Annotated in this window: 21 protein-coding genes; 13 read left to right on the top strand and 8 right to left on the bottom strand. The window is 59.4% G+C overall.

All coding sequences use genetic code 11. From position 1 onward, the window contains the following. Positions 1–39: 39 nt before the first annotated feature. Positions 40–1,602, bottom strand: a complete 1,563-nt coding sequence (locus tag BPSY_RS02300; RefSeq protein ID WP_033495698.1) for a family 20 glycosylhydrolase — start codon at positions 1,600–1,602, stop codon at positions 40–42. A 140-nt stretch (positions 1,603–1,742) separates the two neighbouring features. Here BPSY_RS02300 and BPSY_RS10930 point away from each other — a divergent pair, with 140 nt between their 5' ends. Beyond that, entirely contained in the window at positions 1,743–2,873 is a 1,131-nt protein-coding gene (locus BPSY_RS10930; protein ID WP_157809772.1) for a GDSL-type esterase/lipase family protein, read from the top strand. A 44-nt stretch (positions 2,874–2,917) separates the two neighbouring features. On the opposite strand, the gene BPSY_RS02290 is transcribed toward BPSY_RS10930, so the two are convergent. The 4 genes from BPSY_RS02290 to BPSY_RS02275 all read right to left on the bottom strand — a co-directional run bounded on the left by BPSY_RS02290 (position 2,918) and on the right by BPSY_RS02275 (position 8,833). Next, positions 2,918–5,149 (bottom strand): glycoside hydrolase family 3 C-terminal domain-containing protein, encoded by a 2,232-nt coding sequence (locus BPSY_RS02290; protein ID WP_033495829.1) that lies wholly within the window; start codon positions 5,147–5,149, stop codon positions 2,918–2,920. Between the two features lie 77 nt (positions 5,150–5,226). Continuing rightward, complete coding sequence (locus BPSY_RS02285; RefSeq protein WP_033495696.1) at positions 5,227–6,456, bottom strand: glycoside hydrolase family 1 protein; 1,230 nt, start codon at positions 6,454–6,456, stop codon at positions 5,227–5,229. 67 nt (positions 6,457–6,523) lie between these two features. Next, entirely contained in the window at positions 6,524–7,426 is a 903-nt protein-coding gene (locus tag BPSY_RS02280; protein WP_051921489.1) for an alpha/beta fold hydrolase, read from the bottom strand. 9 nt (positions 7,427–7,435) lie between these two features. After that, a complete protein-coding gene (locus tag BPSY_RS02275; protein WP_033495694.1) occupies positions 7,436–8,833 on the bottom strand; it encodes an MFS transporter in 1,398 nt (465 codons plus the stop codon). Between the two features lie 236 nt (positions 8,834–9,069). Between BPSY_RS02275 and BPSY_RS02270 the strand changes: the two genes are divergently transcribed. The 7 genes from BPSY_RS02270 to BPSY_RS02240 all read left to right on the top strand — a co-directional run bounded on the left by BPSY_RS02270 (position 9,070) and on the right by BPSY_RS02240 (position 17,196). Further along, on the top strand, positions 9,070–10,023 hold the full coding sequence (locus BPSY_RS02270; RefSeq protein WP_033495692.1) for a carbohydrate kinase family protein: 954 nt from the start codon (positions 9,070–9,072) through the stop codon (positions 10,021–10,023). Further along, positions 10,020–11,024, top strand: a complete 1,005-nt coding sequence (locus BPSY_RS02265) for an ADP-ribosylglycohydrolase family protein (RefSeq protein WP_033495689.1) — start codon at positions 10,020–10,022, stop codon at positions 11,022–11,024. Before BPSY_RS02270 ends, BPSY_RS02265 begins: the two co-directional genes overlap by 4 nt. Positions 11,025–11,094: 70 nt before the next feature. Further along, positions 11,095–12,453, top strand: a complete 1,359-nt coding sequence (locus BPSY_RS02260; RefSeq protein ID WP_081884118.1) for a sugar ABC transporter substrate-binding protein — start codon at positions 11,095–11,097, stop codon at positions 12,451–12,453. Beyond that, positions 12,450–13,436: a carbohydrate ABC transporter permease gene (locus tag BPSY_RS02255; RefSeq protein ID WP_238556777.1), complete on the top strand. Its 987-nt coding sequence runs from the start codon at positions 12,450–12,452 to the stop codon at positions 13,434–13,436. Before BPSY_RS02260 ends, BPSY_RS02255 begins: the two co-directional genes overlap by 4 nt. A gap of 31 nt (positions 13,437–13,467) precedes the next feature. Further along, positions 13,468–14,409 carry a carbohydrate ABC transporter permease gene (locus BPSY_RS02250; RefSeq protein ID WP_081884116.1) on the top strand — a complete coding sequence of 314 codons (942 nt, stop codon included), beginning with the start codon at positions 13,468–13,470 and terminating at the stop codon, positions 14,407–14,409. A gap of 154 nt (positions 14,410–14,563) precedes the next feature. Next, on the top strand, positions 14,564–15,637 hold the full coding sequence (locus BPSY_RS02245; RefSeq protein ID WP_238556776.1) for a LacI family DNA-binding transcriptional regulator: 1,074 nt from the start codon (positions 14,564–14,566) through the stop codon (positions 15,635–15,637). 29 nt (positions 15,638–15,666) lie between these two features. Then, complete coding sequence (locus BPSY_RS02240; RefSeq protein WP_051921488.1) at positions 15,667–17,196, top strand: glycoside hydrolase family 32 protein; 1,530 nt, start codon at positions 15,667–15,669, stop codon at positions 17,194–17,196. A gap of 25 nt (positions 17,197–17,221) precedes the next feature. On the opposite strand, the gene BPSY_RS02235 is transcribed toward BPSY_RS02240, so the two are convergent. Next, on the bottom strand, positions 17,222–17,833 hold the full coding sequence (locus BPSY_RS02235; RefSeq protein ID WP_033495687.1) for a DJ-1/PfpI family protein: 612 nt from the start codon (positions 17,831–17,833) through the stop codon (positions 17,222–17,224). Positions 17,834–17,991: 158 nt separating this feature from the next. On the opposite strand from BPSY_RS02235, the gene BPSY_RS02230 reads away from it, so the two are divergent. Then, positions 17,992–19,302, top strand: coding sequence for an MFS transporter (locus BPSY_RS02230; protein WP_081884114.1), 1,311 nt, complete (start codon positions 17,992–17,994; stop codon positions 19,300–19,302). A 98-nt stretch (positions 19,303–19,400) separates the two neighbouring features. On the opposite strand, the gene BPSY_RS02225 is transcribed toward BPSY_RS02230, so the two are convergent. Further along, positions 19,401–20,141 carry a VIT1/CCC1 transporter family protein gene (locus tag BPSY_RS02225; protein ID WP_051921486.1) on the bottom strand — a complete coding sequence of 247 codons (741 nt, stop codon included), beginning with the start codon at positions 20,139–20,141 and terminating at the stop codon, positions 19,401–19,403. Between the two features lie 290 nt (positions 20,142–20,431). Here BPSY_RS02225 and BPSY_RS02220 point away from each other — a divergent pair, with 290 nt between their 5' ends. Genes BPSY_RS02220 through BPSY_RS02210 form a run of 3 tightly spaced genes read left to right on the top strand, consistent with a single transcriptional unit; the run spans position 20,432 to position 23,811 of the window. Beyond that, positions 20,432–20,851, top strand: a complete 420-nt coding sequence (locus tag BPSY_RS02220) for a GntR family transcriptional regulator (RefSeq protein ID WP_033495683.1) — start codon at positions 20,432–20,434, stop codon at positions 20,849–20,851. After that, entirely contained in the window at positions 20,844–21,749 is a 906-nt protein-coding gene (locus BPSY_RS02215) for an ABC transporter ATP-binding protein (RefSeq protein WP_033495681.1), read from the top strand. The genes BPSY_RS02220 and BPSY_RS02215 overlap by 8 nt, the downstream gene beginning before the upstream one ends. Next, positions 21,733–23,811: a hypothetical protein gene (locus tag BPSY_RS02210; RefSeq protein ID WP_033495679.1), complete on the top strand. Its 2,079-nt coding sequence runs from the start codon at positions 21,733–21,735 to the stop codon at positions 23,809–23,811. Before BPSY_RS02215 ends, BPSY_RS02210 begins: the two co-directional genes overlap by 17 nt. Positions 23,812–23,900: 89 nt before the next feature. Here BPSY_RS02210 and BPSY_RS02205 read toward each other — a convergent pair whose 3' ends face one another. Further along, a complete protein-coding gene (locus tag BPSY_RS02205; RefSeq protein ID WP_051921484.1) occupies positions 23,901–25,196 on the bottom strand; it encodes an MFS transporter in 1,296 nt (431 codons plus the stop codon). Between the two features lie 262 nt (positions 25,197–25,458). Between BPSY_RS02205 and BPSY_RS02200 the strand changes: the two genes are divergently transcribed. After that, entirely contained in the window at positions 25,459–26,118 is a 660-nt protein-coding gene (locus BPSY_RS02200; protein WP_081884136.1) for a DNA-3-methyladenine glycosylase, read from the top strand. The last annotated feature ends 9 nt before the right edge of the window (positions 26,119–26,127 follow it).

The raw sequence follows: 26,127 nt of genomic DNA, 5'->3' as shown, positions 1-26,127 counted from the left end.
TCTATTGTCTCCCTGACGCACAATCAGCATGCGGGTGCCCTACTTATCCACTGCTGGCCTTGCCGTCCGCGGCGCTGCGGAGCCGTCGAACACGGATGATGAGCGGTAATAGTCGTCATATCCGAAACGTTCCCATGCGCCTGCGCTGTTCGCGAGTTGACGGCGGATCCTGGTGAGTACCTGCTCCCGCTTCGACGTCCCCGGTGCATCCGAATGACGCAGCGGTGTTGTCCGCCAAGACAGGCTCGACACCATAGACAGTCGGGGCAGCAGCAGCATGGTCATATCACTCAGTGAGCGCACGGTCTCCGTCCATAATGCCGCCTCGATACCGTCCGTGTGGCCGGCGATGCCTCCCTGCGCGACTTCGCTCCGTTCAAGAGGGGACCATTGCAGCACTTCCATCGAATCCTTCGCTTCATAGCCGGGGAAGCCCAGTGACCGCAGGCGGATGTTCTGCCCTTCGCGGCCGCTTCTCTCCGCATATCTGCGATCCAGATACAGGTAGGACTGGCGTGAATCGATAAGCGCCGCACCCTTGCTGCGTATGCGCTCCAGATCATCACGACACTGTGCATACATGACCGCGGCCTGATGGGCGACGGATGCGAATTCGTCCGGCCACTCCTTCAGCAGGCTCTCCTCACTGGGAATGTCCTCATCGGCCATCCAGTACTGATAGGCATCGGCGGTGAAAGTGGCTCTGCATGCTTCCTGCCACGCCATGACTTTGCACCCACGATGATGGGCATGATCCCCCATGATGGTGATGGCTTTGTCGTAATCCTGCTCCGGCATGCCCAGCACCTCATCACCGCCGATGTGGATGTATGGTCCTGTGGCGATTCGCGCCAAGCTGTCCACGCAGGATTCAAGAAAGCGGCGTGAGCGTTGCTGATGCACATCGATGTATGAGACGAAGGGGTGTGCAAAGGAGCTCCGCCCGGACAGCTCGGGATATGTCCGCAACAGTGACGCGCAATGACCCGGCATGTCGATTTCGGGGATGATGGTGATGTACCGGCGGCGGGCATATTCGCCAAGCTCTTCCAGATCGGCCCATGAGAAGGCACCGCCTTCGGACAGCGCTTCGAAGCCTTCGACCGGTACCCGCCAGGATTGGTGGTCGCTCAGATGCAGGTGCAGAGCGGAAAGACCCTGCAACGCCGCCAGATCGATTACGCTTTCGATCTCGGACGGTGATGCCTGGTATCGCGCGACATCGAGCGACAACGCCCGCCAGGGGTATACGGGGATGTGCGTGCCGATCAGTCCCGAAGCGGGGCCGGGATTCATGGCGATCGCGCATAATGCCCTGAACACGCCGTTTTCGGTGCTGGCGAGGATCTCGAGTGTCTGAGCTTCCTCCTCGCCGGTGATTGTGTAACTTTCATCGGTGTGTGCATGCTGCGGGTGGATGCCGTCATCCAGATGCGGCGAAGAGCCTCGGGTCTCCTGATCCACACGTCTGATCCGCAACTCCCGTCCGTCGCCCAAGGGTGAGGAATCGCATCCCCGCGAGGCACACAGATCCAGAAAACGTTCATATGCCGCCGATCCAAAATCGTCGGACATCTTCAACACGGTCATTTCACTGTTCATGGCTTGTCCTTGCTCTTGGTGTGTCTAGTATGGGTCTGGTTCCTCGACGGCTTCCTGATGGAGGACGCCGAATGTATGTCATGCCACATGATGCGGGTGCGGGGTCGATGACGAGCTGCATCCGCCAGGGGAGGATCGCAATGCGATATACGGGAAATGAGACCATAGGGTTTCTTGACAATGTTGCCGACTCGGTACCGGGGCCCCTTGGGGGAGTCATGCCGCATCGTATCGCCGAAAGGCTGCGCACGCAGATTCCGGATCCGTGGTTTGTCTGGAATGAGTTCTGCCCGGTAGGCACCCATGTCGGTGTGTCCATCACGGCACCATGCACGGTGTACCTGACCGGATACACACTCGATGATGCGCCCCAATGGATGTCGCTGAACAGCGTCGTCGATGGCAGGCAGGTCAGACGGGATATCGCCATGCAGGATCTGGGCAGGGCGGTACCGGATCTGGTATCCCGCACCCTGGAGCTGCGACCGGGAAAGCCGATGCGGATCGATCTCGACCCTGCCCAGAGCGACGACGGGAATTTCACGCTCACTCTTTCGCATACATGCCTTGCGGAAATCATCGGCATCGACTCCGATGAGGATGTGCTGCCCTGGCATGGGCCTGAATCGAGACGCCGATGGACGCATTACGGCAGCTCCATCAGCCACAGCGGCCAGTCCGTCAACCCTGCCGACCGATGGATGTCCCAGGTCGCCCGAGAGCTTGACCTGCGCACCAGGGACTTTTCCCTGTCCGGTAACGCACAACTCGACCAATGTCTCGCGCGCGCCATCGCCAATGAGCCTGCCGACTTCATCAGCTGCGCGGTGGGAATCAACCTCGTCAACGCCGATTCCATGCGTGAACGGGCCTTCGTCCCGGCCCTGCATGGCTTCCTTGACACCATACGCGAAGGCCAGCCGGATACCCCGCTGATCATGATAACGGCATGCTCGTGTCCGATGCAGGAGAATACCCCGGGGCCGGTGATCTGTGGGGCGGACGGTGTCTTCAACGTCGTAGGCAGGCACGTCGACTATGACGAGGGGGCGTTGACGCTTTCCCGCACTAGGGTACTGGTCGAAGAGGCGCTCGCGAAGCGTGCGGATCCGAAGATCGGCCTGATCGACGGCAGATCCCTGCTGGGTGAGGAAGACACCGGATACCTGGATGATAATCTGCATCCGAACCAGCAGGGGATCGACCTCATCGCGCGTCGATTCGCAGTCGCCTTGCCGGAAGCGCTGGCAAAGCTCGAGCGCCAGGGTTAAGCGACGCCACTCCGTGGCTGGGGACCTGCCGTGTCGCATGGCCCTCAGCCCTGCTGCGCCGATCTGAGCGCATTCGCCTTGGCGACCATCCTCTCGACTGCCGCCGTATCCAGACCGATATTCCATGAGGCGAGCTTGATCAGCGGCATCTGATTGAACATCGCGGTCATTTCAGGAGACGGGTCCGGGACGGAATCGTGGATTCGATTCACCAGGGGGGAGAGCACTGCCGCCCCGTACGGACTCGCCATCCACTCCTCGATGGTCGACATATCCTCCAAGGGGGGAACGGAACCGTCCCCTGCGATGGTGATGGTGCTTTCGTCCACGATGGTTCTGCTTGAGGTGGCCAGCTCCACGGTGTAGTTTCCTTCGTACGCACGCCAGCGATGGTCGCGGGTATCCCAGACGGAGAATGCCCGTTGATCCAGATGGATGGTCACGTCATGGCTTTCGCCGGCTTCAAGGTCGATGCGGTCAAAACCTTTGAGCTCATGCTTCGGGCGGTCGGGCATACCGTTCCGGACGTATATCTGGGGTACGGCGGCCCCCTTGCGGCGGCCCGTGTTGCTCACTGTGAAATGCACATCGGCTTCGCAGGCGCCGCGCGGCTCGACCTTCAGATTCGAATATTCGAATGTGGTGTAGCTCAGTCCGAATCCGAAAGGATAGGCGACGTCGACATTGGCCGTGTCGTAGTAACGGTATCCGACGTAGAGGCCTTCGCCGTAGCAGACCACGCCGTTGGAGCCGGGGAAATGCAGGTAGCTGGGAGTGTCTTCCAGACGTAGGGGGATGCTCTCGGTCAGTTTTCCGCTGGGAGACACCTTGCCGGTGAGGATGTCGGCCAGGGCCGCACCTCCGGCCTGACCAGGGAGCCAGGCCTCCACAATCGCGCTTGAGGATTGTGCCCATTGACCGAGTCTGATCACCCCGCCACCATAGATCACGAGGATGATCGGAGTGCCGGTGCCTTGTACGGCCCGGAGCACCGCCTGCTGGTCGTCGCCCAATTCGATGTCGTGTTTGTCGGAGCCCTCGGATTCATCGGACTGCGCATAGCCGACATTGACGATGACCGCGGATGACCGTTCAGCGACAGACACCGCCTCGGCGATGAGATCGTCCCTGGTGCTATGGTCGCCGGCCTGTAGGGAATAAGCGGGCGCGAAGTCCAGCCTGCGCTGCGGCATCGCCTTGCCGAGCTCATCAAGGAGATTGTGCAGCAGGATAGGTGTCACATGCGATGATCCGCCTCCCTGATACCGTGGCGTACGGGCCAGTTCGCCGATGACGCCGATGACTCCCTCTCCACTCGGGTCCAAGGGGAGGATGCCGTCATTCTTCAACATGACCACGGACTCCTGAGCGGCTTCGCGCGCGATTGCGTCATGCTCCTGTGCGCAGGATTCCAGCGACTGCATATCGCCTGATCGCGACGGTTTGCTTCGCTCGGCCAGGGTGGCGACGCGGGACACCAGTGTGTCGAGCGTCTCCCGCGAACAGTCGCCGGATTCGACGGCGTGCACGATCTGATCGTCGGTGTTGGAGGGCGGCATCTCTATATCCAGCCCGGCGTTGAGCGCCGCGACCCTGTTCACCACAGCACCCCAATCGGATACGACAACGCCATCGAATCCCCACTCCTCACGGAGGATGTCGGTGAGGAGTTCGCGATTCTCGCTGGCATATACGCCGTTCACCTTGTTGTAGGAGCACATCAGTGCCCACGGTCGCGCCTGTTTGACCGTCATCTCGAAGGCGGTGAGATATATTTCCCGCAGGCTCCGTTCATCGACCTGTGCGCTGATGCGGAATCTGTCCGTCTCCTGGTTGTTGACGGCGAAGTGTTTCGGTACCGCGCTCACCCCTTGGGACTGGACGCCTTTGACGAAAGCGGAACCGTACGAACCCGAGAGGAACGGGTCCTCCGAGGCATACTCGAAGTTGCGTCCCCCCAGCGCGGAGCGTCTGATGTTGAGCCCCGGTCCAAGCAGCATGCTGACGTTGAGCATGCGGGCTTCTTCCCCAAGGGCCTTGCCGACGGCGAAGATCATATTCCGATCCCATGTGGATGCCATGCCCGAGGCGGTGGGGAAGCAGGTGGCCGGGGTGCTGCTTCCCAGTCCGAGCGAATCCCCTTCGCTCCCTTGGTACCGCAGTCCATGAGGGCCGTCGCTCATATGCATCGATTCGATGTCTCCTGCGGGCTGGCTGGTCCAGGTGCTGGCACCTGAGCTCAGTGATGCTTGTTGTTCCAGTGAAAGTTCGTGCATGCTTCCATTCCTTGCTGCATTCATATACATGTTGTCGTGTTATTGCCTGCCGGCTGTGCGATGCGTGACCGTGTGCCTCAGTTCTTCCGGACCTTCGGCAGGCAGCCCTTGGACGCCCAGCCGCCCAGCCAGGCGAGCGAGGGTTTGGGTGTCCGCTCGTAATGCCCGCTATGCCTATCGACCGCGATAAGGCCGAAGGTCGGCTCCCAGCTACCCCACTCGTAGTTGTCCAGCAGGGACCAGTGGAAGTAGCCGCGAATAGGCAGGCCATCGTCGAGCAGATCCGCGATGCAGCTCAAGGCTGTTTCGGTGTAGCGGATACGCAGAGCGTCATCCTTGGTCGAAATGCCGTTCTCCGTCACGATGAGTGGTGTCTGCGGAGCCATCTGGTGCGTGAGCCTGAGCGCACCCGCCACCGCCTGGGGATAATATTCCCAGCCATTCGAGGTCAGATCGCCGGGGTCGGCTTCGACTTTTCTGCCTCCCTCGCCGAAAACGGTGCGGGTATAGGACTGGATGCCGATGAAATCATCGCTGCGGGCCGGGAGGATGAACTGCTCCTCGACGGTTCGGGAGTATTCGACGGCCCTCGCCTCACCGCCGTCCAGATATTCAACGCATTGGTTGGCCACGCTCCAGCCCACGGGAGTGCCGGGCAGCTCCTGGTGCAGGAATGCCACGGCCCTCAGATGCGATTCGATGAGATTGGCGGTGATTCCCGCATCCGGTTCCGGAAGCACACCCGGTTCGAGATCGGAGAAGCTGACCTCCCCGGCGCGGATACGGCCCATGATCGCGACCATATTCGGCTCGTTGATGGTGACGATTCCCGAGACCCCGAGTCTGAGTATCGGCAGGATCGCGTCCACATAGGAGAGGAAGGACTGCACGCAGTCCTTCGAGGCCCAGCCGCCTTTGTCGCTGAACCATTCAGGTGAGGTGAAGTGGTGGAGCGTGACGAAAGGACGTATGCCGAGCCGGTGCGCGGTGCTGACCATATCCGCGTAATGGCGTATCGCGGATTCGTCGAACTTGCCTTCCTCGGGTTCTATGCGAGACCATTCGATGCCGAAACGGTAGGCATTAAGGCCGGATGCCGCCAGCAGATCCATATCCTCCTGCCAGCGGTGATAGGAGTCGCAGGCCATGCCCGACTGCTCGCGCATCGATGAGTCTTCGGCGTGCTCAAGTTGCCACCAATCGCTGTGGATGTTGCCGCCTTCGGTCTGATGGGGCGAGGTTGCCGCTCCGAAGAGGAATCCTGACGGCAGGGCCCGGTGAGGGGTGTCATTGATACCGACATTCATGGTCGATGTTCCTTTCTGCAATGTTGACGACGATTCCACGGCGGTGAACCGTACTGATGATCAGGGTCTACCCCAGCTCCCAAAAGCGCTGCAGGGCCCGGCTCAGGGCTATTGGTCGGTCCAGCTGGGCACTGTGGCCTGCACCCGGGATGATCAGCGGTGTGACTGCCAGCCGATCGGCCTCCCAACGGTAGAGTTCCTGAGGCCACACGTCATCCTCACTGCCATACATGATGGCGATGGGGAGGCCGAGTGCGGACAATGCGTCGCTGGCATCCGGATAGTCCTTGAGGAGTGCCGAGATGCCGAGGATACCGGCCAAGGAACTGGCGTGCGCGCGCAGGCGGTACATTTCGGTATAGGGGTCGGCTTGCCGCTCGTCGGGTAGATCCGGATAGGCGGCCTGGAAGAGGAGAGAGGTGCCGTACCTCCGCAGGGCTTCGATTCCCGCCTTCTGCTCGGGCCTTTCCTGCAGGGATTTGGCGCCGCTTGAAATCAGCGTCAGCGAGCGGATGAGCTCCGGTCGGGCGATGGCGATTCGACGTGCGACCACGCCCCCGAAGCTGTGTCCGACGAGATCCACCGGGCGTGCGTCCGCTCCGAATTGGAGCAGCGCCTCGATTCCGTCGCTCACAAAGTCTGCAAGCGCATATGATTCCGTCTCCTGCGGGGCGGCTGAATCGGCCTGTCCCCTCTGGCTGTAAGCGGCATAGGCTCTGCCTTGGGAGCCTGAGCCCAGCAGACCGGGAAAGAACCCGAGGAAATCCTCTTTTGAACCGGTGAACCCGGGGATGAATACCGAGAGGTGTTCCGCATGGGCATAATGCTCTGTTACGGCCCCCGTAAGGGTGCCGCATGAACAGTGAATGGCGACGCCTCTTGCGGTGCCTGCACTCAGATCCGGCCCGAACAACGGGATGGGCTTGAGCGTGGGCGCCGCATGTGCACCCTTGGAGTCGATGGAAGACAAGGGTATCCCCTACTTGACGCGACGGATGGGGATGAAGATGAGGATTCCCACGAATGCCAGGACGGCCGCCAGCAGGAACATCGTCTCGTAGCCGAGAACCGCGATGAGCAGGGCGCCGAGGCCTCCGGCCACGACTCCGGTCAGGGTGTTCGTGGTGCCGAGCATGCCCATATCCTGCGCGACATGTTCCTTGTCGGGAAGCACCTCAACCATCAGCGCTTGGTCGATGGCCTGGAAACTGCCGTAGGAGAGCGCCGCGAAAACCGTATAGGCATAGTACATGGTGATGTTTTTGCTGAAGATCAGCAGCAGGGTGCCGATGATGAACAGTCCGACGGTGACGGCGATCAGGGGCTTGCGCTTGCCGATCTTGTCGGAGATGAAACCGGCGAGCAGTGAGGAGACGGCACCGGCACCGGCCATCAGCAGACCCGCAATAGCGCCGACTCCGGCCGCCTGTGCAACCGTGAGACCGTAGTGGTAGCGCAATATCTGGGTCGCGGTCTGCAGAATGAGCATGATGCCGAGGACTATCGAGAAGCGGCCGAAATACGCAAGCCAGAAATCGCGATCACGTGGGATGCGGAACTTGGACTTGGCCTCCTCACCGATGTCACCCTGTCCCTCAACGGCTTTCTTCTTGCGCATATCAGCACCGGGTAGCACGATGACGATGACGATCGAAATGATGATCATCAGCCAGGGCAGTGTATAGAAGCCGTCTTTCAGGTTCTCTGCGCCGAAGACGCTGACCAGCAGCTGCGTGAGTATCGAGCCGAGCGCCGTGCCTGCCAGGCTGCCGAAACCCGAATATGCGGATGCGCGGCCGAGCAGTGATGAATGCACGCGATCAGGCAGCAGTGCGGTGTATGCGGCATAGAACATGTTGAGCCCCGCCTGGAAGAGGCAGAAGAAGATGATGACGGCCCAGACCGCGGAGTAGCTGACCGCGCCCAATCCAAGCAGACCGAGGGCCGACAGCGCCGTGCCGGTGAGTATCCAGGGATTCCTCCTTCCCAGGCGGCTGCGCGTCCTATCGGAGAGGAATCCGATGAGGACTGCGAAGACGGCCCCGGTCATGGCGCCTGAAACATTCGTCAACCCGATGGCGGTGTTCGCTGCGGACTCCGGCAGCACGACCGTATACATGAATGAGAACAGTGACGCGGCGGCTGCTGTCGGAATGGTGAAGGCGAGGATGGTGACGAGGTTCAGCGGGCCGAACCAGCTGAGTTTGTTGACGAAGCGACGTTCGCCGAAGTCGTTGAAGGGCGACGAATCCGCAGAGAAATTGCTCGCCGCCACCTCGGCGGTCTCCTCCTGCACCGGCAGCGATTGGTCGGCAGGTATGGCATGGACCAGGGCATCCGGATCGGGGATGGGTGTGGGCGTGTGTTGTTCGGACATAAGAATCCTCCTTGTTTCACAACGTTGTGACGCAATTAAGTTACCACATGGTTTCTTTTTTGGGGAAATGCGTGAATTCGCGCGTTTCGCATGAGGGAGGAGACTGTCGGTCTAGGGAAACGTCAATCGTTTGACATCACGTTCTTGACACGATAGTCTCGACTGCGAAAGGTTGGTCAGCGAAGATCAGAAGCATTCGGTTCTGCAAGGAAGCACCGGTGCCATGAGGGGGAACTATGGATATTCTCGGATTGGGAGGAAGCGCTCTCGACACCATCAAGGTCGTAGATCATCTGCCCATTCGCGATGGCTTTTGCACAGTGCTTTCAACCCGGCGGATGCTGGGCGGCAGCGGGACGAACGTCCTCGTCCAGGCCCAACGGCTCGGTGCCCGAAGCGCGACGATTTCGAAAGTCGCCCAGGATGCCGACAGCGACCTCATCATCTCAAGCCTGCAGGAACTTGGTGTGGACACCCGCGGGGTCATCCGGCAAAGCGGAGGTTATCAGGCCCCGCATTGTCTGATCTACGTCGATGAAAACGGCGAAAAGGCATTGGTGCTCGATTCGGACGGCGGTAAAAGCCTTCCTGCCGTCGAGGAAGCCGAGGCGTCGCTTCAGCTGATCGATGAGGCATCTATTGTGTATCTGGATCTGAACCCGGCGCGGTTGTCGCTTACCGCCGCAATTCGTGCGAAGGAACAAGGCAAGCTTGTGGTGTTCAACATGCAGGAGGATTTCGCAACGGTGCTCTCCAAAGGCGTGGACAGGGATTTCCTCATTGAATTCTTGAATCACGTCGATGTGTTCGCCCCCTGCCAGGAGGGCATCGGACCATTTTCGGGCAGTTACCAGACTGATGAGCAGATCGATTTCATCCGTGGATTCTTCAGTGGCCTGATCGTGCTGACGAAAGGCGGCAGAGGGGTTACCGCCGTGGATGAGCTCGGTTCTCGCTACGATATCCCCGCCTTCAGCATCGCAGCGAAGGACACCACAGGAGCCGGCGATTCCTTCATCGGGGCACTGATGACCGAACATCTGCTGCGCGATCAGCCCCTCGAATCATCATTGCGTTTCGCCTCGGCATGCGCCGCGTTGACCTGTATGGAATATGGAGCCCTGTCTTCTCCAACCAGGGAGGAAGCGGAGACCTTCCTTTCCGAACACATGCAAGGAGATCGCATATGAAAACAACCGCAGATCGCGTGCTCGATACGTTGCTGTCCATCGCCTACGGTGATGCGATGGGGATGCCGACCGAGAACCTCACGAAGGAGCAGATCGAAAAGCGATATGGCGAAATCACGACTTTCGAGCCGAGCCCTGACGATCTGGGCACCTTCATCCGCCATCTGGATGCGGGAACCGTCACGGATGATACGGAAAACGCCGTATTCCTGTGCGACATGCTCATCGAGAGCGGCGGGAAGGTCGAAGCGGAGATCTTTGTCAGATATCTGATTGACTGGCTCGATCATGACGAGAAAAGCGCCGTCGTCGCGGGGCCGAGCACCAAACGCGCGGTGGAGGAGATCAAGAATGGCACTCCGCTGAGCGAATCTGGGATCTGGGGAACCACGAACGGCGCGGCCATGAAGATCGCCCCGATCGGTCTGATCTCCAGCTGCGACGATATGGAGCGACTGGTGAGCAATGTATCCGCCATATGCCTGCCCACGCACAATACGCAGATCGCGATTCAGGGGGCATCCGTGGTCGCCGCAGCGGTCAGCTATCTCTTCGCCAATGACGATGTCGATTGGGATGAATACTACGACGTCATCGCGCGAAGCGCCTCGATCGCGTCGCGCTATGGGAACAAACTCCCAACGCCGGATATTCTCAAGCGAATCGAATACGGTCGCGGCATCGCCGGGATCCCTGACGAAGAAGAGTTCAGGAATGAACTGTATTACTTCCTGGGAACGGGCCTGGACACCATCCAAACGGTTCCTGCCGCGATCTCGATGGTCTATCGCTACCGGGGCAACACCCGGCAATGCGTGCGCACATGCGCAGGCATAGGCGGTGATACGGATACCCTGGGCGCCATCTGCGGAGGAATCTGCGGAGGGTACGACTGCAATCTCGGCGAGGATGAGATCGCGGTGCTGCGCAAAGCCAACACCATCGATTTCGATAGGGTCGCCAGGGAGATGGCACCTCTGGTCGATCAGGCGCGTCACTGAACGACGGATATGCGATAAGAGAAGCAGAGCTTATGAAACAGCAGAGATACGAGGGAGAAAGGTAGGCGCCATGTCATCATCAAGGAAACGGCCGATGCTGGTACGAGCGGCAACCGGCCTGGTCATACTCGGCATCGTGGCGATGTCGGGCTGTGGGGAGGCCGCACGCGCGGCGGCCAGCGCGAATGCGGATGAGATAACCGTATGGTCCCATCTGGCCGGGAACGATGGGGAACTGGCGGTCGTCAAGCAGATCGTCAAGGACTACAACGCCAGCCCCGACAAAAAGGCCACCATCAAGCTGGAAACCTTCCCGCAGGCCTCATACAACACATCCGTGATCTCTGCGGCCACCGGGGGCTCATTGCCTTGTGTGGTCGATGTGGATCAGCCGAACGTCCCGTACTGGGCCTGGGCGAACATCATCACACCCTTCACCGAGAAACAGCTACTGGCCAGAGGCGATCAGCTGCTGCCCTCGTCATCGGGAAAGTGGAACGGCAAGGTCTATGGATTCAGTAATTACGATGCGACGGTGGGCCTATTCGCCAGACGCTCGGTTCTGAAGAAACTCGGCATTCGCGTGGCTACCATCGACCGGCCCTGGAGCAAATCCGAGATGGAGGACGCGCTCGCCAAACTCAAAGACAGCGGCGAGTGGCGCTATCCCTTCGAAATGGGGACGGCGGACACCACCAGCGAATGGTACGCCTATGGATTCGGCCCGATCCTGCAATCCTTCGGCGGCGATCTGATCAATCGGAATGGTTACCAGAGCGCGGACGGCGAGCTCAACGGCAAGAAAGCCGTGGAATTCTCCCAGTGGATGCGCAATCTGGTGCAGCAGGGCTACATCACCACCAAAGGCGCTTCGGATACCGGACTGGATTTCGCCAATAACAAATCAGGACTGCTCTATGGCGGCATGTGGGTCTGGTCCACATTCCAGAAGTACGCGAAGGATATCGACGATATCGTAGCCATGCCCATGACTGATTTCGGGCAGGGCTCGATCAGCCCAGGTGGGTCATGGGAGATCGCCCTCTCCAAGACCTGCGCCAACAAAGCCGCCGCGCAGGACTACATTCGCTTCTCCCTGCAGGACAAGTACATGGCTCCGATCTCCAAGGCCGGGATGAATATTCCCGCCAGCCAGGCCGCGCGCGAGATGGTTCCAGAATTCTCCGCAGGCGGGGTGATGGAGATCTTTGTGGAGATCTCGAAACGTAATGTGAAGATGCGTCCCGAGACGCCCGCGTACAGTTTCATCTCCGTGGAATTCGCCAAAACCATGAACGACATCATCAACGGCGCCGACATCCAGGCCTCCCTCGATAAGGCGGTCAACCATATCGACGGCAACATCAAGGGTGCCGACGGATACCAGGCGAGCACCGATGCCACCGCCGAGGACAAGGACCAATCATGAGCACCTCAAGCATGAATATCGCAAGTGGCAGCAGCAGCGTCGGCGGCAGTGGACATGCCGGTGTGAACACCGTGCGGACGGGGAAGACTCATACCGCCAAACATGGCAGCGGTGAGCTACGAAACGAAAGCCGTGTCGGTTGGGCCATGCTGGCCCCGGCATCGCTGCTCCTGCTGCTGTTCGTGGCGATTCCTGTCGTGCTCTCCTTCGTGCTGGCCTTCACGAATTCGCGTTCGGTCTCACCTGTGCCCATGCGCTTCATCGGAGTCGACAATTTCACGAGGATGTTCTCGGATCCGACCTTCTGGGCCGCATTGAGGAATGTGACGATCTTCACCGTGGCGGTGGTGCCGCTTCAGGCGGGTCTGGGCCTGCTGCTTGCCGTACTGGTCAATAAGAAGGTCAGAAGTTCGGTGTTCTTCCGGACCGTGTACTTTCTGCCGGTCGTCACCTCGATGGTCGTCGTCTCGCTGCTCTGGCTGTTCATCTACCAGAACGACGGCATGCTCAATGTGGTGATCGAGAAGATCACCTTCGGCCATTTCCACGGTGTGGATTGGCTCAACAATCCCAAAACGGCCTTGGGTGCGATCATCTTCATGTCGATCTGGCAGGCTGTCGGCAACCATATGCTGATCTGGTTGTCGGGTCTGCAGACCGTGCCGGAGGAGTTGTACGAGGCTTCGGAGCTGGACGGCTGCTCTCCTTGGGAGCAGTTCAAGAACGTGACCTGGCCATGCCTGATCAACACGCGCAACATGATCCTGATCACCATCACCATCGCTGCGACCAGCGTGTTCACCCAGGTGAACGTCATGACTTCGGGCGGTCCCAGGGATTCGACGACGACGGTCGTCTACGAAGCCATCCGCTCCGGATTCCAACAGCAGGAAACCGGCTACGCCTCCGCGATCACCTTGGTGTACTTCATCATCATCATGGTTATCACTGGAATTCTGCGCTATCTGACGCGTGAGAAATAACAGTACCTGAGCTTTTGAGAAAGAGATCGATATGACGGATTCAACTCATGCCATTGCCGATGTGACCAAGCATGATGTGCGCAGCAGAGGAAAACGCCAAGCCAGGAACGGGCATGTGGGTTTGGGCGGATGGATCGTGCGCATCCTCTTCGCATGCCTCTTCGCATTCCCCCTGCTGTTCATGGTGGTGTCATCGTTCAAACCGGACGACCAGATCATGTCCGATATCGGCTCGTGGAAGGCCTTCCTGCCCGTCGGGCAGATGTCCTTCTACAACTACGAGCAGGTATTCGAACGTGTACCGGCCGCCACCTTCCTGATGAATTCGGTAATCATCACCGTGGTGACCGTCGTCCTGGGCGTCATCATCAACTCGATGGCGGCCTTTGCGATAAGCCGCCTGCGGGTGAGGGGCAAGCAGATCATCTTCATGTTCATCCTGGCGACCTTGATGGTTCCTTTTGAGACCTACGCGATTCCGCTGCTGTGGTGGGTGAACCAGCTCCCTAACGTCGCATTCGACCAGTTCGGCATCTACTTCACCCAGGGGTGGGTGGATACCCTGCATGTGCAGATCGTTCCCTTCATCGCGAACGCCTTCTCGGTATACCTGTATATGCAGTACTTCGAGTCGATACCCCGTGACCTGGATGAGGCGGCCCGTGTCGACGGCGCCGGATGGTTCCGCATCTATTCGCGCATTGTAATGCCGCTTTCCGGCCCCGCGACCGCGACCGTGGTGATCCTGAGCTTCCTGCCGATGTGGAACCAATATGTCTGGCCGCTGATGGTGGTCCAATCGGAGAATCTTCGTCCGGTTATGGTCGGCGTCCAGTATTTCAAGCAGATGACGACATCCTGGGGGCAGATCATGGCATACTCCTCACTGATAACGGTGCCGATCATCCTCGTTTTCGTGATCTTCCAGAAGCAGTTCGTGAATTCGGTGGCATCGTCGGGAGTCAAAGGCTGACTCATCGCGGAGGCCGGAGCAGGTGAAAACCCTTGTGAGGTTCATCTGTTGCGGCTGAGACCGGGTCGCAACGAGTGTAACGTTTGACGTATGATTGCTCGCCATATCGGATGAATTCCAATGCGAGCACGGGCAGAGTGAGGGGAAGTTCAGGATGGCAGCTGTCACGATGAAGGAGATAGCCGAGCGCACAGGCGTCTCCGTTTCGTCCGTTTCGCTCGTTCTCAACAACAGGGATATGGGTCGGATCAAGCCTGACATAGCCAGCCGGATCCGCGAGGAGGCCAAACGTCTGGGGTACAGGCCCAACCGTATCGCCAGCAGCATGCGGACGAACCGGACCCGCATACTCGGCTTCATCAGTGATGAGATCGCCACAACGCCATTCGCCGGGCGCCTGATCCTCGGGGCCCAGGATGCCGCACGTGCCTTCGGGTACACCTTGCTCACCGTCAACACCAACGGTGAGAAGGCCTTGGAATCCAGCGAGATCGAAACGCTCAAGCAATACGGTGTTGATGGTTTCCTGTATGCACGGATGTTCAACCAAAGGACATCCGTACCGGGCACGCTGCGTGATTACCCCCTGGTATTGGTGGACGCAACGGATGTGGAGGGCGAGCTGCCATCGATCGTGCCGGATGAGGTGAAGATCGGCAAAGACATCACCGAGCGTCTGATCGACGCAGGATGCCGACGCATCGCATACATCGGTTTGGATGACGATATCGCCGCTCAGGTCGGTCGTTTCAAAGGCTATCGTCAGGCGCTGGCGGAACGCGGACTTGCATTCGACGAGCGTTTGGTTACGAATCCCGTGATCGGTGCCGAAGCGATGGCATCGACGGAACGTCTGATGGATGATCTGCATCCGGACGGATTCTTCTGTTTCAACGATGCCCGGGCATGGGGCGTGTATCAGGCCGCCGCATGGCACAAGCTGGCGGTGGGCAAGGATCTCTCGGTTATCGGGGTGGATAACCACCAGGTCCTCGCGGAGACCCTTTCGCCCTATCTGACGACGGTTGAATTGCCTCACTATGAGATGGGTTGCTGGGGGACGCGCAAGCTGATATCGCTGATCGAGGATCGGGATGTGTCGGATGTGCTGCCACCACCCACGAGGGCGGTTCTGCCCTCTTTGGAGGATTCTGAGGTAAAAATCGCCTGTGCCTTGGTGGAGAAGGAATCGGTGGTCGGTTCGGAATCCATGCAGACGGACAAGTAATTTCCTTGACACGATGAGGAGGTCACCGAGTGAGCAATGACGCCAACAATCCCGAACTCAGCGGAGCCCGAATTCCAGGGCACGCAGTTGTTTCGGATGACGCAGGCAAAGCGGCTGGACCGGCGGCCGTCTCCCTGCGGCCTGCCTATCATCTGACGGTTCCCGAGCAATGGCTCAACGATCCGCAACGGGCAATATACGTCAACGGGTCATTCAGCCTGTATTACCTATACAGCACCACGTATTACCTGCCGGGGGAATGGCGACGGGTGCAGAGCAAGGACTGCGTGAGCTTTGAGGACAAAGGCATTGCCATCCCCCTGGATGGTGACTTCGCCGCGTGGTCCGGCTCGGCTGTGGTCGACACCGGCGACACCGCAGGCTTCGGTGCCGGAACGGTTATCGCCCTGGTGACGCAGCCCACCGACGGGGACGGTCATCGACAGGAGCAGTATCTCTGGTACTCGCATGATGGGGGTGCGAGTTTCGAGCCATACGGCAAGCCCGTCATCCCGAATACAACGGCTTCGGATTGGTTCAGGGATCCCAAGGTCGCATGGGATGCGAAGGAGGGCCGTTGGATCGCGGCCATAGGGTGCAAGCACGCAGTCGCATTCTATGAATCCCATAATCTCAAGGATTGGTGGGAGTTGCCGCCATTTACTTATGAGGGGCAGAACATCGGCGGAGCGGAGTGCCCTGACCTGTTCGAGATGCGGGCCGACGACGGCACATCGCACTGGGTGTTGGGCATCAGTGTGCAAGGTACGCTGGCGGGCAAAGTGAATACCTATGCGTACTGGACGGGTTCATGGCAGGGTGGGCGGTTCCTCGCCGACGATCCTGAACCACAATGGCTGGATTACGGCTGGGATTGGTATGCGGCGGTGACGTGGGAGGATCCCGATGATCCGGGGCAGCGTTACGGGATGGGCTGGATGAACAATTGGGATTACGCGGCCCGAAGCGTGCCGAGCGATGCCAGTGACGGCTTCAACGGCATGATGTCGCTTGTTCGCCAGATACGGCTGCATGCTCATGATGGCCGGTACACCCTGCGTTCCCGACCGGTTGATGCCCTGGAACGGTATGCCAGTGACAGACTCGAAATCCCGGACGCTCTCGTGCGGGCGGGTGATGGGATCGATGAGGGCATCAGACTGCCCTTCTGTGCGCGGTCCTACCGCATGGATGCATGCATATCGATGAAATCCGCACAAGGGGCGAGCATCCGAATCGGTGAGTCCGCCGACGGGAGCAGATACACGGAGTTTGGTGTGGATTCGCAGGGCTTCTATCTCGATCGCACCCATGCGGAGCTTGAGCATTTCCTCTTCGCGCCGCATCTGGTCACCCGCTCGCCTTTGCCCCCGGATGCCGTGGATGTCCGGGTGACGGTGCTGGTGGATACGCAATCGGTGGAGGTCTTCGTCAATGACGGCGAATGCGTTCATTCCGATCAGGTGTATTTTCAGCAGGGTGATACCGGGGTGTCAGTGCATGCGCAATCGGGCGAGGCATGCTTCGGCGCGATCAGTTTCAGCACCATAGCCGTATAGCCGGTGTCGTCATGGGTGGGATCGACTATACGGCCGCGAAGGGATCCTCTTCGGACTTGTCGTTCCAGACATATTCGATGACTGTGCTGAGCGATTGGGCGAATGCCCTGCCATAGCTGCGGGCCGTGACATCCAGGGCCATGTCGATTCCGGCGCTCACGCCGGAAGACGACACCAGATCACCGTCGATGACCCAACGCGCGTGGCCGATCCAGTGCACCTCTTCGCGCACGCTTGTCACCCAGGTGAAGGAGCGCTTATTGGACGTGGCCCGTCTGCCGTCGATCGCGCCTGTGGCCGCGAGCACCGCTGAACCGGTGCATACGGTGAGCAATTGTGAGAAGCGCGGAAGCTGTTGCCTCAAGGTGCGCAGGAACTCCTGATCCTTTACCAGCACACGGGTGCCCGGCCCACCGGGAATGAGCATCGTCACGCCGTCCTGCACCGCCGACAGCGCGATGGTCTGAACATCGGTGTTGAAGGAACCATGCACGATGCCACCCTCGAGTGAGCAGTAAATGACATGTGGGGCTTTGCCCGAGGTGTCCAGGCGCTCGATGCAGCCGAACACCTCGGCAGGGCCGTACACATCCAGCGGTTCGAATCCATCGAACAGCAGTATCGCAATGTCCTTCATGCTTTCCCCCTCCGTGTCCTCTGATGGCGTCAACAGCACACACCATTTCGGGAAACATCTGGGAACAGTGTATCCCCCTGCGGCTTGACATGGTCTGCGCTCCAGGTCGTATCTTCTTCGTGTGAAAGAACTGATTCGTGTGAAAGAACCGAGGAGTGATGCCGCCGGTGTTCCCGGCCGGTCCGCAATGGCTGGGGTGGCGACGGCATTCGAAACGATCGGAACGGCAGTCGGGACGATATGGGTGGTCAGAGAGGAGGGTGGTCGTGCATCAGCGTGAGCATGGCGTATCTGCAAGGAATCCCTGGGCAGCGGCCTGGTGTTTTTTCGTTGTCATGTCGTCGGTCACCATCACCACGCCGTTGTGGGGGTATTACGAGGTCAGATATGACTTTGGAAGCACCGGGGTCAGCATTGCCTTCGGTGCCATGGCCTTGGGTGTTTTCGTGGCCCTGCCGCTGTTCGGTGGCCTTTCGGATTCGTGGGGGAGGTTCAAGGTAATGACCCTGGCCATCATCGTCTCCCTGCTGGCTGTCGGCATCCTGCTGTTGCCGGGAGTGGCGGCATTGCTTGTCGCGAGAGTGATGCAGGGTTTCGCCGTGGCCCTGACCGTATCCTCGGTGCCTCCTGCGATAAGCGAGGGGCTCGCACGGGGTGGGGAAGCGCGCACCGCACTGGCCGCGGCAGTGTCAACATTGGCGAATCTGGGAGGTCTGGGCATGGGGAGCATGCTCTCGGCAGGTGTGGTGCGTACGGTGGGGCATCCCTTCAGCGCGCCCTACATATCGATTGCGGTGCTCCTCTGCACCGCCTTGGTGCCGTGTGGCAGAGGTGCCGCCGAGGACAGGGCCTGGTCCGGATTCGCCGTACGTCTGCCCCGGGTTCCTGACGGTGGGTTGATGAGATACGTCGGAGCCGGTGTTTCCGCTTTGGCCGCTTTCGCGGCATTCTCCGTCTACGCCTCTTTGGGGCCCGGTGTCCTGGCGGATGTGTTCTCCGTCAGGACACCGATCGCGGGGCCTGCGTTGTATTGCGCGGTTATGGCTTTCAGCGCGGTCGGGCAATTGACGGTGCTGCATATCCGCACCGGATGGAGGCAATGGATCGGCATCGCACTGTTCATTGGTGGTTTTGGCGTTGTCACCGCCGCCGTGATTCGGGTGATTCTGCCTGAATTCGAAGTCGGTGGCATCGTACTGGGGCTTGGTTCCGGGATACTGTTCGCCGAAGCCTTGCGATCGGTCACATCGAGCTCTCATCCGGATACGGCCGCCGCTTCGCAAGCCGGCTTTTTCATGATGGCTTATGTGGGCATGATCGTTCCCATCATCGCTCTTGCATCATTGATTCGCCTGCTGGGTACGCCCGCGGCTTTCGGGCTGACCGGCGTCATCCTGTCCCTTCTTGCCATCCTGGGTGCGGTGGCATCACGTCCCCGTCGTTATCGGGGCGGTGACATCGGCGTGTAAGCGGGTGGTCGGATTCGGCATGATGCCAATGGCCCGTGGTGTCTCCCGGCTTGCCGATCGGGCTGGTGAGGGTGCAGGGGGTCTGTGGAGACTCGACGCTACGCCCCGGTGGAAACGTTGAAGGCCAGGCCGACGAGCCAGGCGAAGAGCATGGTACCCAGGCCCATCCCGGCGTTTCTGATGACGGCTTTCCTCCAGTCGGCCCCTCCGAGTTTGGCCGAGATGAATCCGGTGAGGCAGAGTGCGATCGCTGCGGCGAAGACAATGCCGACGATTTTCCCGACCGTGGGGATCGGCAGCAGCGCGAAGAGCAGGGGAATCAAACCGCCTGCGGTGAAGGAAACGAAGGAGGAGAAGGCCGCGCTCCACGGGTTGATGAGTTCGTTCGGGTCGAGCCCCAGCTCATCAGTGGCATGTGCGTACAGGGCATCGGTGTGCATCGCCTCCAATGCGGCAGTCCTTGCCGTGGTTGGCGAGATGCCCTTGGTCTCGTAGATCTGCGCGAGTTCGTCGACCTCATCGTCCCAGCAGTTCTCGAGTTCCCATCGTTCCTTGTCGAGCATCGCCCGTTCCGTGTCCCGCTGCGTGCTTACGGAAACGTATTCGCCTCCTGCCATTGAGAAGGCGCCTGCTGCCAGCGCTGCGAAACCGGCGACAAGCAGCGCCCGCACATCCGACCCCGCGCCTGCGACACCGATGATGGTGCCGGCCACCGAGACGATGCCGTCATTCGCGCCGAGGACCCCGGCGCGAAGCCAATTGAGTTTTGATTGTTCACCTCCCAATTGATGTTGTTCGCCTGGATGGGGTGTTACCGTCTGCCGCAGTCTATTCGCCATACTGTTCAATCTAGTAATGAGATACGCCAAAACGAATTCGGCCTGTTGAGGCTCCGACGGTGGGCGGGATTTCTCCTGCATGCCGGCCTGGCAGTGGGCTGGGGAATGGCCTGATGTTCCGAGAGTGGAGCTGGAGTAATCGCTAACTGTACTATGTGATATAGTACAGTTAGTTCGCTTGTTGCTGTGGCTGTTGTCGCCAAACGCCGTGGCTGGGCATCGGTCATTGGGTCTCGCCGTTGCCGCGAGCTCCGATACATTGGCGCAACGACACATGCAGGAGGCGGTAGATGATTGAAATAGATCTTAAAAGCCGCAAATCCATTTATGAGCAGGTGGTGGCGGGTATCAAGGAACAGATCCTTACGGGGCTCATCGCCGCCGAAGCGAAGCTCCCATCCGTACGTGAACTGTCCAAAGAGCTCACCGTCAACCCGAACACGATACAAAAGGCCTTCCACAAGCTTGAAGAGCAGGGATATATATACAGTGTCACCGGCGTGGGCAGTTTCGCGCATGCGCCACAGGATATACGTCCGGATCACAGGCTCCTGCTTGAAGCCCAGTCCCGTCTTCGGGACGACCTGCGGGAACTTCGTCTTCTCATTCCGGACGATGCGGTCTTCAATGATGTCGTCGCACAGGCTTTGGAGGAGATGGGTGTTTCGGAACTCTCACCACGGGAGGATCGAAGGGGGAACAATGATTGAAATACGGTCCGTTACCAAGACTTTCGGGTCTTATACCGCGGTGTCGAATATTGATATGACGATCCCGTCGGGTTCGATATATGGCCTTGTCGGCACTAACGGTTCGGGTAAAACCACCATCCTGAACCTGCTGGCAGGTGTGCTCAGACCGGATGGTGGCACTATCGCATACGATGGGCGAGAGGTGTATGAGAACGCCGCCGTCAAAAGAGACTTGGCGTTCATTCCGGACGATCTCTCCTTCTTCAACGGATTCACGCTGCGGGAGGCAGGCAGATTGTTCAGCGGCCTGTACGACGGTGTCTGGAACAAGGATCTGTTTGACGTTTCGGTTACCCATTTCAAACTTGACAGGACCATGCAGATTTCACGCATGTCCAAAGGTATGCGCAAACAGGCGGTGTTCTGCCTGTCATTCGCGCGTCAACCCGCCTTCATGCTGTTGGACGAACCGTTGGATGGTCTTGATCCCATCGTGCGTCGGAGCATATGGGAGCTGATCGTTGATGCGGCGGCGGATAGGGGTATGACCAGTGTCGTGTCCTCGCATAATCTACGCGAGTTGGAAGGCTACTGCGACAGCATCTGCGCCATCAACACAGGAAGCGTTGTGATCGAGAAGGATCTGGACGATCTCAAATCCGACATCCATAAACTCCAGGTTTCTTATGGCCCAGGGAAGCAACAGGCTCCTGACCTCTATGATTCCCTGAACGTTTTGGATCGACGCGACAGCGGTTCAGTCGATTACCTGGTCGTACGCAACTCCGCGGAAGAGCTTGACGACTTCGTACGGCGTACCCGTCCGATTCTGTTCGACAGGATTCCACTGACCCTTGAGGAAGTATTCATGTATCAACTGGGAGGCGAAGGCAATGAACATGGCAGCATCCTCTGAGGTGACGACGGGCGGCCCTATCGTGATCCAGGCGAAGGGCAAGCGCAGCGGAACCAGAAGCACCGGAAGTTTCGTCTCTTGGCCCATGGTGAGGCACAATATCAAACGTCTGTGGCCGATGTCGGTGGTTGGAAGCGCCGTTCTGCTGATATCGGGACCGGTTGTGGCGATGCTCTCGAATACTGCGCAGGATGCGAGAGTGTATGCCATCCAATCGATGCTGAACGACGAGAATATCGGCTTTCTGGCGTATCAGATACTCGCCCCGATGCTTATGGCCATCGCCGTCTTCTCCTATCTTGATTCGACGGGCCGGGTCGCCGTGGTCCATTCCATGCCGCTGACCCGCGGGAGCCTGTTCCGCAGCAATGTGATTGCAGGCTTCATATTGCTCTTCATCCCGCAGCTGCTGTTGACGATAACGCTATTGCCTTTCGTGCGCGGTGGTTTCAAAGGTTTCCTGGGATCGGGCACTGGATACGGCAATGTGGTTCCGGTCGGGAGCTCACCTGTTTCCGCGGAAGTCGGTCTGGCCGGTGGGTCGACGAGCGCACGACAGCGTATCCCCGATATGGGGGACCTGCTGCGTTGGTTCATCCTCGCCTCGGTCATCATGCTGTTCGTCTACTCCCTCTCGGTGCTCGCCGCGATCCTCACCGGCAACATAGGCATCGCGGCGCTGGTGTCCGTTCTGCTCAACGCCATAGTCCCTGCACTGTATGCACTGACACTGCTTGTGCTCAGCATGTTTCTGTATGGCTTCTCATACGGGACGGTCGATGGCATCGCCTGGATGCACCCCCTGCTTGACCTGGCAAGGAACGGCGCCCGTCTGTCCCCATGGCCGATGGTGGTGTTCATCGGGGTGAGCGCTTTGATCCTCTACGCTTCGATGGCGCTGTATCGTCGTTTCCAGTCGGAGCATGCGGGGAACCACGTCACCTTCAGTGGATTCAACCTGATAGCCACCGTGTTGACCACTTTCGTGGGCGCATGTCTGATCGGATTGCTGATCGAATCCATCGCATCGACATATGAGCCGGTCAGGCCGCATCATGCGTTCTTCTTCCTCGGCGTCGCGCTTGGCGCACCCGTGATCTTCGTCGTGGTTTCGATGATCCTATGCGGAACCATCAAGGTGTTCACGATGGGCAGCCTGAAGCGTTTCGGAGCTTTCCTGGTTTTGGCGGCGGTGTTCTTCTCCTTGACATGCACCGACATCACCGGGTATGAGAGTCGTCTGCCGGAGGAGAAGGACATAGCGGAGGCCACGCTCCCCGTCATGGATCTGATGACTCTGCCGTATGCCGGTACATATGGAGGCGAGCTGGAGCTCACTGACGCGAAATCGCTCGCCGCGGTACGTGAGTTGCATGCGGAGATAGTCGACAGGGCCAAGGACCCGCAATATGATTCCCTCTTTACTCCGGGCAGTGCCTCGAGTGCCAGTGGGGATTCCACGGAGAATGCATCCTCGGCGAACTGCCCGGGGTGCTCTTCGGACGGGGATAATACCTGGTTCATGAACTTCCATTACCGGATGCGCTCGGGATCCTCGATGGATCGCAGCTACACCCTGTATCAGAAGTACATCGGCAGCAGTCCCGCATATCAGCGCCTGATCAATGATCCGGGATTCCGCAAAGCCACCAGCCTGCAGCATCTGGGATATGGCAACATACAGTCGTCATCGTTAAGTGATCTCTATGGCAACACCGCCTTCCCGAACGGCTTGGAAGACCTGAATGGTCCTGATACCTCGATGGGTGCGTCCGATGCCCAGACCTTTGCGAGGTTGCTTGACGAGGATTATGAATCGATGCCGGACACGGATTTCGCCTCTACGATGCTGAGTTCGGATCCGGATGCCAGTACCACCAACCCGGCCAGGGAGCGCCTGCTGATAGGGGTCTCCTTCCAGCTGTCCGGCGGGGGAGACCTGTCCTCCGGATCGGTGTTCTACGGCATCACCAAAGAGTACACACGCACCATCCAGTGGCTGAAGGACAAAGGGCTGTATGACACGATGGTCTCCGATACCCGGAAACTGATGAATCAGTAGTGCCGGCTATGGCGGCGGACCGTGCCGTCATAGCCGATGCGCAGAAGGCCACAGGGTCGGCAACGGTGCGGTACGGAAGGCAGAAAGCGCTACTTGCCAACGATCCGCGGTATGTAGCGTTGCATCATGAAGGCCCCGAAGAGGCCGCAACAGCCCATCAGCAATGCCGCCGAAGACAGCCCCGCGACTGCCGTCATGGCGGATATGGCCAGCGGTCCGAGCGCCGACCCGGAGTCTGTGGAGGTACGCCATCCTCCCAGGAAGCTGGGCATGTCATCCGGCGCGTAACGTGAGGCAAGGTCCGATCCCAGTGTCATCACGATGCCGCTGCCAAGGCCGTTGGCTACCGATATGACGATGGCGACGAGGATATATCCCCATTCCGCGGTTGCGAAGGGCATCGCCAAGTGCCCTATGCTCATACCCGCCAGAACGGGCACCGCAGCCCAGCGTCGTCCAAAGCGATCCATTACCTGTCCGGAGGTATAGAACAGCGAGAGGTCCACCGCCCCGGCGATGCCCATGATCAGTGCGATATGAGGTGAGGATATGCCGAGTTGCACGCCCCAAAGAGGGAGGATCACCTGACGCGACGCCCTCATCATCTGCAGGATGCCAGCTGCCGTACCCATCCTGATGAGGACGGGGAAGTAGGTGATGATAGGCAAGCGGTGACGGTGCCTCGTCGTGGGGCTGAGTGATGCGGCGAGTGGGGTTGGGGAAGGGGCAGATGCGCCTGGCAGGGTCTGCGGCCTGTGTGATTCGGCGCTTGCGCGATTGTGGGCGAGTGCTTTCTCGGGGTCCGGCATCACCTGAAGCACGATGAGAACCGTGACGCATGCGAACACATGGATCCAATACACGCTTTGCGCGCCGGCGAACGCGATCACAGGGGATGCGAGGAAGGGGCCGACGAAATATCCGATTCGGGAGGTGCCTCCGAGTAGCGACATGGCCCTGGCCCGATACCACGGTGGGGTCCATGTGGTCAGAAAGGCGTGGCGCGCAAGATTGAAGGTGGCGGATGCGATGCCGATCATGAGCACGCCCACGGCAAGAACCGTGAGATTGGGCGCCTTCCAACACACGATGGCGGAGATGATGGCGATGATGGCGGCACCCCGCATCGCGAAGGTCTCACCCCATCGGGAGACGGCGAAACCGCTGGGGATGTCGCCGAGTACGACCCCGATCATCAGAAGGCCCGATATGATGCCGGAGGTCGCCAGATCGGCACCGAGCGCTCTGGCGGTCAGGGGAACCACAGGGATAAGGGCGCCTTCACCGGTGGCGAAGAGTATCGCCGGCATATAGACCGGCACGAAGAGATGATGCAGAAAATCCGTCTGTTCCGATTTCGCCGTCTGCTCCGTGCCTTCGACCATTGCGGGTGATGACCTCCTGCCATCTCTCTTCGGGGGACTCAGGCCTGAGTGCTGCTGCCGATGTCCCCACTCTCCATGCTGCCTAGCAGTATAGCGTCGGTTGCCCGCTTGCGAGGGGCTTGGCTTGGGAATTGGTCTGATGCATGCCGTTGCAGTGAGGAAAGGAACACCGTGTAGGCATGGGACGGCTCATCGAGGGCCTATAACGGATATATACAGGTGCAGTGGGATGCGGATGGCCGATCGGAGCGGAGACGACAGCATGTTGAATTCTGAATTTGATTTCCTGGAGCGGTCTGCTGATGATGCCGCCATCGGGCTCCTGGGATGCGTGTTGTCGAGTGGTCTGCATGGTGACCGGGTGAGCGTGCGCATCGTCGAGACCGAGGCCTATGACCAGGATGATCCGGCAAGCCATGCTTTCCACGGCATCAGTAATCGCAACCGGGCGTTGTTCGGACGTGCCGGATGCACATACATCTATGTCTCCCACGGTATATACCACTGCTGCAACATCACTGCCGGTGCCGAGGGCTTCGGGGCTGGTGCGCTGCTGCGTGCCGTCGAGCCGATCGAGGGGATCGAGGCATTGCGGTCAAGGCGGGACAAGCGGTCGGTCGAGCTGACGAATGGGCCGGCCAAACTCTGCCAGGCGCTCGGTATCGATATGCGTTTGTACGGTCACCACTTGGAAGAGGCTCCCCTGATCCTGCAATATGCCCCGCTTCGGCCAGGGGAGCGCATCCTTCGCACGCCTCGCATCGGTATATCCAAAGCAGCTGATCGCCTACGACGTTTCGTGATCGAGGGCAATCTCTATGTTTCCAAGGCCTCTCCCGCGATCCGATCCAAGGCGGAGCCTGTGCAGTCGAGAGGTGGTGTCGGAGGCCAAGGGGTGCCTGACCATGCACGGGTCTGCTGACCGGATGGG

It is taken from the genome of Bifidobacterium psychraerophilum (assembly GCF_000741705.1).
Classification (GTDB): domain Bacteria; phylum Actinomycetota; class Actinomycetes; order Actinomycetales; family Bifidobacteriaceae; genus Bombiscardovia; species Bombiscardovia psychraerophila.
The sequence above is the reverse complement of the archived record's forward strand: the minus strand, read 5'-3'. Positions and strand labels throughout refer to the sequence as shown.

What these genes read in the sequence shown, in the direction of transcription:
- BPSY_RS02300 (WP_033495698.1), bottom strand. Translation starts at nt 1,602, where the DNA reads ATGAACAGTGAAATGACCGTGTTGAAGATGTCCGACGATTTTGGATCG.
- BPSY_RS10930 (WP_157809772.1), top strand. Translation starts at nt 1,743, where the DNA reads ATGCGATATACGGGAAATGAGACCATAGGGTTTCTTGACAATGTTGCC.
- BPSY_RS02290 (WP_033495829.1), bottom strand. Translation starts at nt 5,149, where the DNA reads ATGCACGAACTTTCACTGGAACAACAAGCATCACTGAGCTCAGGTGCC.
- BPSY_RS02285 (WP_033495696.1), bottom strand. Translation starts at nt 6,456, where the DNA reads ATGAATGTCGGTATCAATGACACCCCTCACCGGGCCCTGCCGTCAGGA.
- BPSY_RS02275 (WP_033495694.1), bottom strand. Translation starts at nt 8,833, where the DNA reads ATGTCCGAACAACACACGCCCACACCCATCCCCGATCCGGATGCCCTG.
- BPSY_RS02270 (WP_033495692.1), top strand. Translation starts at nt 9,070, where the DNA reads ATGGATATTCTCGGATTGGGAGGAAGCGCTCTCGACACCATCAAGGTC.
- BPSY_RS02265 (WP_033495689.1), top strand. Translation starts at nt 10,020, where the DNA reads ATGAAAACAACCGCAGATCGCGTGCTCGATACGTTGCTGTCCATCGCC.
- BPSY_RS02260 (WP_081884118.1), top strand. Translation starts at nt 11,095, where the DNA reads ATGTCATCATCAAGGAAACGGCCGATGCTGGTACGAGCGGCAACCGGC.
- BPSY_RS02255 (WP_238556777.1), top strand. Translation starts at nt 12,450, where the DNA reads ATGAGCACCTCAAGCATGAATATCGCAAGTGGCAGCAGCAGCGTCGGC.
- BPSY_RS02250 (WP_081884116.1), top strand. Translation starts at nt 13,468, where the DNA reads ATGACGGATTCAACTCATGCCATTGCCGATGTGACCAAGCATGATGTG.
- BPSY_RS02245 (WP_238556776.1), top strand. Translation starts at nt 14,564, where the DNA reads ATGGCAGCTGTCACGATGAAGGAGATAGCCGAGCGCACAGGCGTCTCC.
- BPSY_RS02235 (WP_033495687.1), bottom strand. Translation starts at nt 17,833, where the DNA reads ATGAAGGACATTGCGATACTGCTGTTCGATGGATTCGAACCGCTGGAT.
- BPSY_RS02230 (WP_081884114.1), top strand. Translation starts at nt 17,992, where the DNA reads ATGCCGCCGGTGTTCCCGGCCGGTCCGCAATGGCTGGGGTGGCGACGG.
- BPSY_RS02225 (WP_051921486.1), bottom strand. Translation starts at nt 20,141, where the DNA reads ATGGCGAATAGACTGCGGCAGACGGTAACACCCCATCCAGGCGAACAA.
- BPSY_RS02220 (WP_033495683.1), top strand. Translation starts at nt 20,432, where the DNA reads ATGATTGAAATAGATCTTAAAAGCCGCAAATCCATTTATGAGCAGGTG.
- BPSY_RS02215 (WP_033495681.1), top strand. Translation starts at nt 20,844, where the DNA reads ATGATTGAAATACGGTCCGTTACCAAGACTTTCGGGTCTTATACCGCG.
- BPSY_RS02210 (WP_033495679.1), top strand. Translation starts at nt 21,733, where the DNA reads ATGGCAGCATCCTCTGAGGTGACGACGGGCGGCCCTATCGTGATCCAG.
- BPSY_RS02205 (WP_051921484.1), bottom strand. Translation starts at nt 25,196, where the DNA reads ATGGTCGAAGGCACGGAGCAGACGGCGAAATCGGAACAGACGGATTTT.
- BPSY_RS02200 (WP_081884136.1), top strand. Translation starts at nt 25,459, where the DNA reads ATGTTGAATTCTGAATTTGATTTCCTGGAGCGGTCTGCTGATGATGCC.